The sequence below is a fragment of the Kocuria sp. ICS0012 genome (assembly GCF_001665945.1).
Classification (GTDB): domain Bacteria; phylum Actinomycetota; class Actinomycetes; order Actinomycetales; family Micrococcaceae; genus Kocuria; species Kocuria marina.
Window position 1 is genome coordinate 24,801 of sequence record NZ_LZMM01000066.1, and the last position, 8,075, is coordinate 32,875.

An 8,075-nucleotide genomic window follows, 5' to 3' on the forward strand; every position below is an offset into this window, starting at 1 on the left:
CCTAACGTGTTCCTAGGGCGGGGCCTGACAGAACGCGAAGGCCGTCCTTTTTCTCGGCATGGAGGGGATGGCAGGCAGCTTCTTCACCGAATCTTCAAGGAAGTCCGGCCCCACAGGGGGAAAGGTCAGATTACTGTCGTTTGTGTGTGGGCCGGCGACGGCCGGCTCGTTCCAACTCAGCGATAGAAGGAGCACGCCATGACGCACCATGTGAGCGCAATGCTGGAGACCTACCCGAAGGACCTGGGCGGGGTGGACAAGGAGAAGCTGGCTGCCTGCATCGAAGCCTGTTTCGAGTGCGCCCAGACCTGTACCGCCTGCGCCGACGCGTGCCTGTCCGAGGACATGGTGGCGGAGCTGACCAAGTGCATCCGCACCAACCTCGACTGCGCGGACCTGTGCGAGGCCACCGGCAGGATCCTGTCCCGGCACACCGGCTACGACGCCAACATCACCCTCGACGCCATCCGCGCCTGCCAGATCGCGTGCAAGGCCTGCGCTGATGAGTGCGAGAAGCACGCGGAGATGCACGAGCACTGCCGGATCTGCGCGGAGGCCTGCCGGCGCTGCGAGGCCGCCTGCGCCGAGCTCGTCGCCGCCCTGGGCTGAGCTCGAAGGCTTGCTGACCACTTATTCGGGCGGCGGGCACGGGAGAGTTCGCGGCCAATATGGGATCGAGGCCGGGACCTCAAGGATGCAGGGCACCGTCGTGACGCACCCGCCGCCCGAGTGATACCCCGGCCCATGAGCTCAGCGAGGCAGAGCGGAAAGCACCGAGAGGGGGGTGCGCATCTCATGGGCCAAATCCGAAAGCATGCGCCGGCGCACATGCTCAGTGCGTTCCAGCCGGGCGGCCAACGTGTTGAACGAGGTGGCCAGAGCATCCACCTCGGCCCCGGCGGCCATGGTCGGGACCCGGGTGTCGTAGCGGCCGGCGGCCATGGTCCCGGCGGCCTGGGTAAGCGCGGTGAGGGGGCGCTGAAGGCGGCGGGTGAAGAACCAGCTCACGCCCATCGCACAGGCCAGGGCAGTGGTCAGGGCCACGCCAAAGGTCCACAGGTTGGCGTCGCGGTAGGCCCGCTCTACGTGCAGCAGTTGCGTGGGATCATCGGCCGTCCCAGCGCGCACCAGGTGCTCATGGAAGATGGGCGGTCCGGCCAGAGATGCCACCACCATGGCAGCGAGGATACTGAGGGCCACCACCAGGGCCTGGGCGAGGAAGAAACGGGAGGCCAATCCACGGGGCGGTCGCGGGCTCATCGGGTCACCATCCGGTAGCCGACCCCGCGCACGGTGTCGATGTAGTAGTCCCTGTTAGCCGAGGCGTCGGTGAGTTTGCGGCGCAGATGCCCGATGTGCACGTCCACCAACCGCTCGTCCCCCACCCACCCCGGGTCCCAGACGGTGTCGATGAGCTGACGGCGGGTCAGCGCCTGATGCGGGCGCAACGCCAGGGCAGCCAGCAGGTCGAACTCGGTGCGGGTCAGCGCCACCGGCGCCCCACCCACCCGGGCCTCGTGGCCGGCCAGGTCCACGACGAGCTCACCGAAGGAGCGGGCCGGCTCCGCCGGGGTGACCGTGGTGCGGGGCCGGCGCAGCACCGCCGCTACCCGAGCCACGAGCTCGCGCACACTGAAGGGCTTGGTGATGTAGTCATCAGCCCCCACCGCAAGCCCGGCCAGCTTGTCCTCCTCGTCCCCGCGGGCGGTGAGCATCAGCACGTAGCAAGCCGAAAACTCCCGGATCCGCCGGCACACCTCGATCCCGTCCAGCCCGGGCAGCCCCAAGTCCAGGACCACCACATCCGGGTCCCGGTCGCGGGCGGCCTCCAGGGCGGTGGGGCCGGTGTAGGCCTGGGCGACGTCGTAGCCGGCGCGGGCCAGGTAGGTGGCCACCATCTGCGCCAGCGGCTTCTCGTCATCGACCACCAGCACCCGCCCTACAACGGTGGTGAAATCGGCGCCAGGGTTCATGCCTCCAGTGTGTCCCCGCACCATCAGGCCGAAGCGGTTCACAAGCCATTGCAGCGGCAATCTTCGCCAAACCTTCAAACAATCAGGCCGGGACCCCACCTGCACCCACGGACAATGGAGGGCGGCCCCCGCCAGGGATGGCGGGGGCGGAAAGGACCCATGATCCCCCTCACCCGCCGATACCTGCTCACCGGCGGACTGGGCCTGCTCGGCGCCGGCGCCCTGGCCGCCTGCACCCCTCAGACCCAGCCCGCCACCGCCCCCTCCGATGCCGCCAGCAGTGCGGGCACGGCGATCACCCACGTGCACGCCATCACCCGCGACCCGGCCACCGGGGTGGTACTGCTGGCCACCCACGAAGGACTCTTCCGGCTAGAGAACAAGGAGCTCACCCGGGTGGGTCCGGTGGTGGATCTCATGGGTTTCACCGTCACTCCCGAGGGCCGTTACCTGGCCTCCGGGCACCCCAGTCCTGGGACGGAACTGCCGGAACCGCTGGGGCTGGCCGAATCCACCGATGGCGGGCAGAGCTGGAGCGTGCTGTCGAGGGGTGGGGAGTCGGATTTCCACACCCTGGCCGCCGGCCCGGCCGGGGTCATCGCCTTCGACGGGCAGCTGCGCACCAGCACCGACGGACGCACCTGGGCCCACCGCGCGATCCCCTCACCCCCGGCCGCCCTGACCGTGGCCCAGGGCTCGGGAACCGTGCTGGCCACCACCGAGGACGGCGTGCTGCGCTCCACCGACCACGGGGCCACCTGGACACCGGTGGACACCCCGCAGCTGATGTCGCTCATCGCGTGGGCCGACGACACCACGATCGTGGGCGCCGGTATCGACGGGCGCCTGCTCACCAGCACCGACGCCGGAACAAGTTGGACTACCAGCGAGAAGCCGTTGGGGGAGATCACTGCCCTCGGGGCCGCCCGCACCCAGGACGGGGACGTGGAGACCCTGCTGGTGGTCGACCGCACCGTGGTGCGTTCCCTCGATGGCGGCGACACCACCGATCGTCTTCTCTAACCCCACACCTGCGCGGAGGTGCTGGCTCGCCCGCAAGCCGGGAATGCGCTCCATATCTAGAGCCTGCGACCACTGTCACGGCGGGCGCTGTCGGCGGCCCGGCGGGTTGCTGTGGCCTGGTCCTCCTGGCGGTTGGCCTTCTGCTCGGTGCGGTTGGCGGCCTTGATGCGCTTGGCCACCTGAGCGTGTTGAGCGTGCCAGGAGGGGCCGGAGGTGTGCTTGCGGGGCTGCTGGGCGTTTTCAGACACGGGGCTCTCCTTCTTCTGCGGCTCCGGCGTGGGGGACGCCGGTTCTTGGGGGGAAGCTGCCTCGGTGGTCGGGGTGGCCTGTTGGGTCTGGGCCCGGTGCTGGGCCACGGCATGAGCGATCAGTTCCTCTGTGGTCAGCACCCGCTGGGGTTCCTCGGCTACCGGGGTCTTGACGGCATCGGTGACTGCGTTCTCCCGGGCCTGCGGGTCGGGAAGCGGGTCAGCGGCCTGTCCACGGGTTGCGCGCAGCGTCTCCACGGCCTCCTGAGCTGGTGCCGGGGTGGTGCGCACCCGTTCGGCCACGTGCGCCTCATCGACGGCCTGGCGGATCTGCTCTGGTGTCTGCGGGGCGGCGGTGGTGAGGGCGGAGTGTTTGTGCAGCGCGGTGGCGCGAGCCATCAGCGCGGCCGCCACGGGGTCCTGCTGGTGGGCCCGGGGGATCAACGCGGTCTCGTGGGCGGCGATGTTGTAGCGGTTCCGGTAGGCCTCGACCTCAGCGGCCACCTGGTGCCACTCGGCCGCCTTGGCGGGCTTGGCCGGCACCGGCCCCAGCGCCGCAGTCCACTCCGGGGCCGCCTCGGCCAGCTCAGCCCCGCGTACCAGGACGCGCTCCTCCAGGCGGGTGCGCAGCCGCTCCAGCTGCTGGCGGTACTGCACCGGCACCTGCGGGTCGGTGATCAGCGCCGTTGGCGCCAGGTCTTCGCTCACCCGCCGCCCATCCGCCACAGGGGCCGGTGCCGGGGTCTTGGCGGCCACCGCGCGCACCTGCTGCTCGGCGGCGATCGCCTCCCCGATCAACACTGCCGTGTCGGTGCGGGGGCGCTCACCTCGGGTGATCTGCTCCACCGCCGTCTGTTCCGGGGACAGGCCCGCGCGGCGCTCTTGTTCAGCGCCCATCGTGCGGGCCACCCAGTCCAGGTGCACCGAGGTGGTGGACTCCCATAGCTCCGGGGGCAGGGCCAGGTTCTCAGCTTCCGCGCTGGCCTTGGCCTCAGCCAGCTGCACTGAGGGCATCCAGGCATAGGGGTGGGCCGCCCACCCTGGGTCCTCGACCTGCGGCAGGTTCTGAGCGGCCCCAGTGTGCTGGGCCAGCTTCTCCAGATGCTCGTCGGTGAGGTTGCCCAGGGGTCGGCGGTCGGTGTTGTCGATGACGCGCTGGGCGGCCTCGATCTGGTGCTCCAGCCGCCACGCGAGCACCGCGGCGGGGTCTTCGGCCCCGCCAAAGCCGCGCTGGTTCACCGCCCGCGACAACAGCTCGGCCGGGTCCATGCCGGCCTGCTGGGCAGTGTGCAGGTGGGTGGCCACCGCTCCCCATGCCTCGGCGCTGGTGAAGTCGGCGGCCTTGTCCGCGCCCAGGACCTCCACAGCCATCGTGCGGGTCTTGGCCGTCCACGCAGCGTCAGCGGTCTCCCGATAGATTTCGCCCAGGGTGGCGACGTCACCGTTACGCATGGCCTCGGCGGCCACCGTTTCGTGGGCCGAGAGGTTCCGGTCGTAGGCCCCGGCGATGCTCTCCAGCACCTCGTCGCGTGACTGGCCGTCGGCCAGGGCGAGGTAGAGCTGGTTGGTGTCTCGTCCTCGGGTGGCGGCCACGTAGGCGGCGGCGCGGTCGGTGGAGGCGTCCAGGATCGCGTGGGCGGTGTCCACGGTTGCGCCCTGAGCCCGATGCACGGTGGCGGCATAGCCCAGCTGGGTGTGCTGGGCCAGGTACTCGGCATCCAGGGTGATCTTCCCGCCGTGGCCGGTGTGGCACAGCGTGGCGCTGTCGCCCCCGACCTTCTCTACGGTCCAGACATCGTTGTTCTTCACGAAGTCCTTACCGCCGTTGAGCTGCAAGGACCGGTCGTTGCGGCGGGTCACCACCACGTCCCCGGCATGCGCCACCAGCCCGTCCCGCAGCACCACGGACTCCCCGGTGGCATCCAGGGCCCCGGTGGCGATCCGGGCGGCCTGGGCGCGGGCGTTCAGCTCGGTCACGGTGGCGTTGTCGGTGGCGATCAGCAGGGACCGTTTCCCGGCCTCGGTGTCGGTGATCCAGGCGCGCAGTGCGGTGTCGGTCATGGCCTCGGTGTCCCCGGCGACCACCCGGCGGTTCTCCAGATACCAGGCCCACGGGGTGTCCGCCCCGGTGGCCGGGGGCTCGCGCAAGGCCAAAGACGCGGCCGCTTCCCCTTCGGTCTGGAAGCGATGGACGGCCTCCAGGCGAGTTGCTCCCACCTCGTTGTCCAGCAGTCGCAGTGCACCGCCGGAGCCGATGGCGCCCAGCTGGCGGTCATCCCCGATCGCGCGCACCACGGCCCCGTGGCGGGCCGCCACGGTCACGAGCTCTGCCAGCTTCGGGGTGGTGACCATGCCCACTTCATCGAGGATCACCACGTCCCCGGCGTGTAGCTGGGCCGCCCCGGTGCGCCCGGTGCGGTGGGCGATCAGGAAGGCGTCAATGGTCGTGGCTTGGGCCCCAATGTCGTGCGCCATGACGGCAGCGGCAGCCGCCGTGGGGGCCAAGCCGATGACGTTGCCACCGGTCGCGCGCACGGCATCGGCGGCCAGGGACAGGCTGGTGGTCTTGCCGGCACCGGCCGGACCGATCCCCAAACTGAGCAGCTTCTCGTCCGTGGCGAAGACACGGGCCAAGGCCACCTGCCCCTCACTGAGCGGTCCGGTGTGCGCGGCCAGCACCTCCTCGAACCGCTCCGCGGAGACGGCGGGGATGACGGTGCGCTGGGCGGCGGCGAGCACCTGGTGCTCGGTCTCCAGGACCTCCCGGGAGGTGTAGAGGTGCGCGTCGGACCGGATGAACTGGCTGGTGCCATCGGCGCGGGTGAATTCCGCCAAGCGCGGCACGTCAGCGGCCGGGGTGACGGACAGGCTGTGCGTGGTGGTGGCTTCCTTGACCACTTCGGCTACCAGCTCGTCGGGCACGGTGCGCCCGATCATGGCCTCTTTCAGGTGCCGGCGGGTTTGGGCGTGGACGTGGTTCACGCTCCAGGTGGCCCGTTTCTGGGATAGCTCGTGCACCACCAGGCGGGCGTGCTCACTGACGTCAATCTGAGCCGTATCCGGGCCGGTCGGCATCCCAGTGGCGGCCGCCCTCACGTGGGTCAGCAGTGCGTCGCCGACCGGCATGCCCACCTGCTGCCCGTACTCCTTACCCCACTCTTCGACCAGCTCGGACAGGCGCCGGGCGGACTTCTTCGCCGGCCGCGATTCCAAGGTGGCTTGCTGGGCCAGGGCGATCTTCTGCTTGGCATTGGGGGCGTAGCCGTGGCGGTCGATGAACTCCGCGTGCAGCCGATCCAAGGTTCCGGCAATGTCAGCCCGGCGGGAGGAGGCGTGGTGGATGGCGTCCAGATCCACCCCGGCGATCTCATAGATCGGCTCGTTCCCACCGGCCATGCGCGGCACCGCAGCGACCCCGAGGGAGGCGCAGACTTTCTCCATCACCTTGGCGTTGTAGGTCTCAGAGGCGGCCACATTCATCCGGTACAAGGTGCGCCCGTCCAGCGAGGACCACTTCCCGTCCGCGCCCTTGACCTTGTTGGCGATCACCACATGATCGTGCAGCTGCGGGTCCCCGGTGCGGGAGTCGTAGTGGCGGAACTGGGTAGCCACCAGCCCACCCTCGACATCGATCTGCCGCACCCCGTTGTACCCGCGCCGGGTGAAGGTGGCCTCCTGCTCCAGGAAGCTCAGGGTCTCCGCGATGGCCTCCTGGTGCGCTGCCTCGACGGCTTTGCGGGCCTCGTCTCCGCCCAGAGCCCACAGCAGGGAGACAGATTTGGCCGGGGAGAACACCAGGTCATAACCAGCCACCGTCTGCTGCTTCGGGGTGGTCTGGGAGGTGATGAACCGGCCCAGCTCCTCCTTGTTCCGCACGTCGCGCCCGTGCGTCTCGCGGAACAGTTGACCGCCCACCCGCCCTCGGATGGCTTGGCGTTCCTCTCGGGTGGGTGCGGCCCCGGTGGTGCGTTCGTGCCGGGCGATCTCCTCGTCCAGGCGGCGGGTCAGCTCGGTGTTGGCCTGGGTGTACTTGTGGAACTTCCGCCCCAGGGCCACGTCAGCCTGTGTGCCGCCGGCGGCCAGGATACGGTCGGCATCCGGGTGGATACCCTCCCCGAACAGGGCCGCCATCTGGGCTTCAGTGACCTCCCCGGACACCCCCAGCAGCGCCTCGGAGTGGGCCACCCACTGCCCCGGTGGCATGCCCTCCACGGTGTAGTAGTCGCCCAGCTCCCGGCCGTCAGCGCGCAGCTCATCAGCGGAGGCCACTTCGGAGGTGTAGTAGGCATACCCGTCCCCAGCGCTGAGCTTGTGGACGGTCATCACAGAAGCAATCATGCGCGTTTTCATCCTCAGTTATCAACAATGCATGAGGTGTGACGTTCTGACAGGGCGTGGAGGGCCGATGCGAGCTTGCGAGTCATCGGGCTGGAGCGACCCAGAAAGTCCGTCACGGATGTGACGCGGTTGTGCCCACGAGACCTGGAGTGTGGGCAGGGGATGCCCAGGGAGGACGAGGAACGAGGACGAACCGCAGAGCATCAGCTGTCCACACTCCAGGTCGATTGGGTGCAAGCGAACCCAGGTTGTCCACATGTGCTGTTCGCGTGGGCAACCTGCCCGAGCTGGGGTGGGGGCTGTGGGTCCGGTGGAGAGACCGGAGGATGAATCTCGGAAGCGGTCCACAGCCCCCCCCCCAGCCCACAACACTGCCGCCGGCCAGGCGCCCTCTCGCGCGCCGCCGGGCCGACCGGCGGCGGGGGGGGGGTGGGGGTGGTTGGGGTTTTGCGGGTGTGGGGGGGTGGTGGTTGTTTGTGGGGTGTTGTGTTTG

Annotated in this window: 5 protein-coding genes; 2 read left to right on the forward strand and 3 right to left on the reverse strand. The window is 69.6% G+C overall.

Annotated features, from left to right (window positions below; translation table 11 throughout):
* The first annotated feature begins 198 nt into the window (after positions 1-198).
* Positions 199-609, forward strand: a complete 411-nt coding sequence (locus A5728_RS10745; RefSeq protein ID WP_064847048.1) for a four-helix bundle copper-binding protein — start codon at positions 199-201, stop codon at positions 607-609.
* 141 nt (positions 610-750) lie between these two features.
* Here A5728_RS10745 and A5728_RS10750 read toward each other — a convergent pair whose 3' ends face one another.
* A complete protein-coding gene (locus tag A5728_RS10750) occupies positions 751-1,260 on the reverse strand; it encodes a HAMP domain-containing protein (protein WP_082943414.1) in 510 nt (169 codons plus the stop codon).
* Complete coding sequence (locus A5728_RS10755; protein WP_064847049.1) at positions 1,257-1,973, reverse strand: response regulator transcription factor; 717 nt, start codon at positions 1,971-1,973, stop codon at positions 1,257-1,259. The genes A5728_RS10750 and A5728_RS10755 overlap by 4 nt, the downstream gene beginning before the upstream one ends.
* 159 nt (positions 1,974-2,132) lie before the next feature.
* Between A5728_RS10755 and A5728_RS10760 the strand changes: the two genes are divergently transcribed.
* Positions 2,133-2,996 carry a F510_1955 family glycosylhydrolase gene (locus A5728_RS10760; protein ID WP_064847050.1) on the forward strand — a complete coding sequence of 288 codons (864 nt, stop codon included), beginning with the start codon at positions 2,133-2,135 and terminating at the stop codon, positions 2,994-2,996.
* A 56-nt stretch (positions 2,997-3,052) separates the two neighbouring features.
* Here the strand turns inward: A5728_RS10760 and mobF are convergent, their stop codons facing one another.
* Positions 3,053-7,582 (reverse strand): MobF family relaxase, encoded by a 4,530-nt coding sequence (mobF, locus tag A5728_RS10765; RefSeq protein WP_197493175.1) that lies wholly within the window; start codon positions 7,580-7,582, stop codon positions 3,053-3,055.
* Between the last annotated feature and the right edge of the window lie 493 nt (positions 7,583-8,075).

What these genes read in the sequence shown, in the direction of transcription:
- A5728_RS10745 (WP_064847048.1), top strand. Translation starts at nt 199, where the DNA reads ATGACGCACCATGTGAGCGCAATGCTGGAGACCTACCCGAAGGACCTG.
- A5728_RS10750 (WP_082943414.1), bottom strand. Translation starts at nt 1,260, where the DNA reads ATGAGCCCGCGACCGCCCCGTGGATTGGCCTCCCGTTTCTTCCTCGCC.
- A5728_RS10755 (WP_064847049.1), bottom strand. Translation starts at nt 1,973, where the DNA reads ATGAACCCTGGCGCCGATTTCACCACCGTTGTAGGGCGGGTGCTGGTG.
- A5728_RS10760 (WP_064847050.1), top strand. Translation starts at nt 2,133, where the DNA reads ATGATCCCCCTCACCCGCCGATACCTGCTCACCGGCGGACTGGGCCTG.
- mobF (WP_197493175.1), bottom strand. Translation starts at nt 7,582, where the DNA reads ATGATTGCTTCTGTGATGACCGTCCACAAGCTCAGCGCTGGGGACGGG.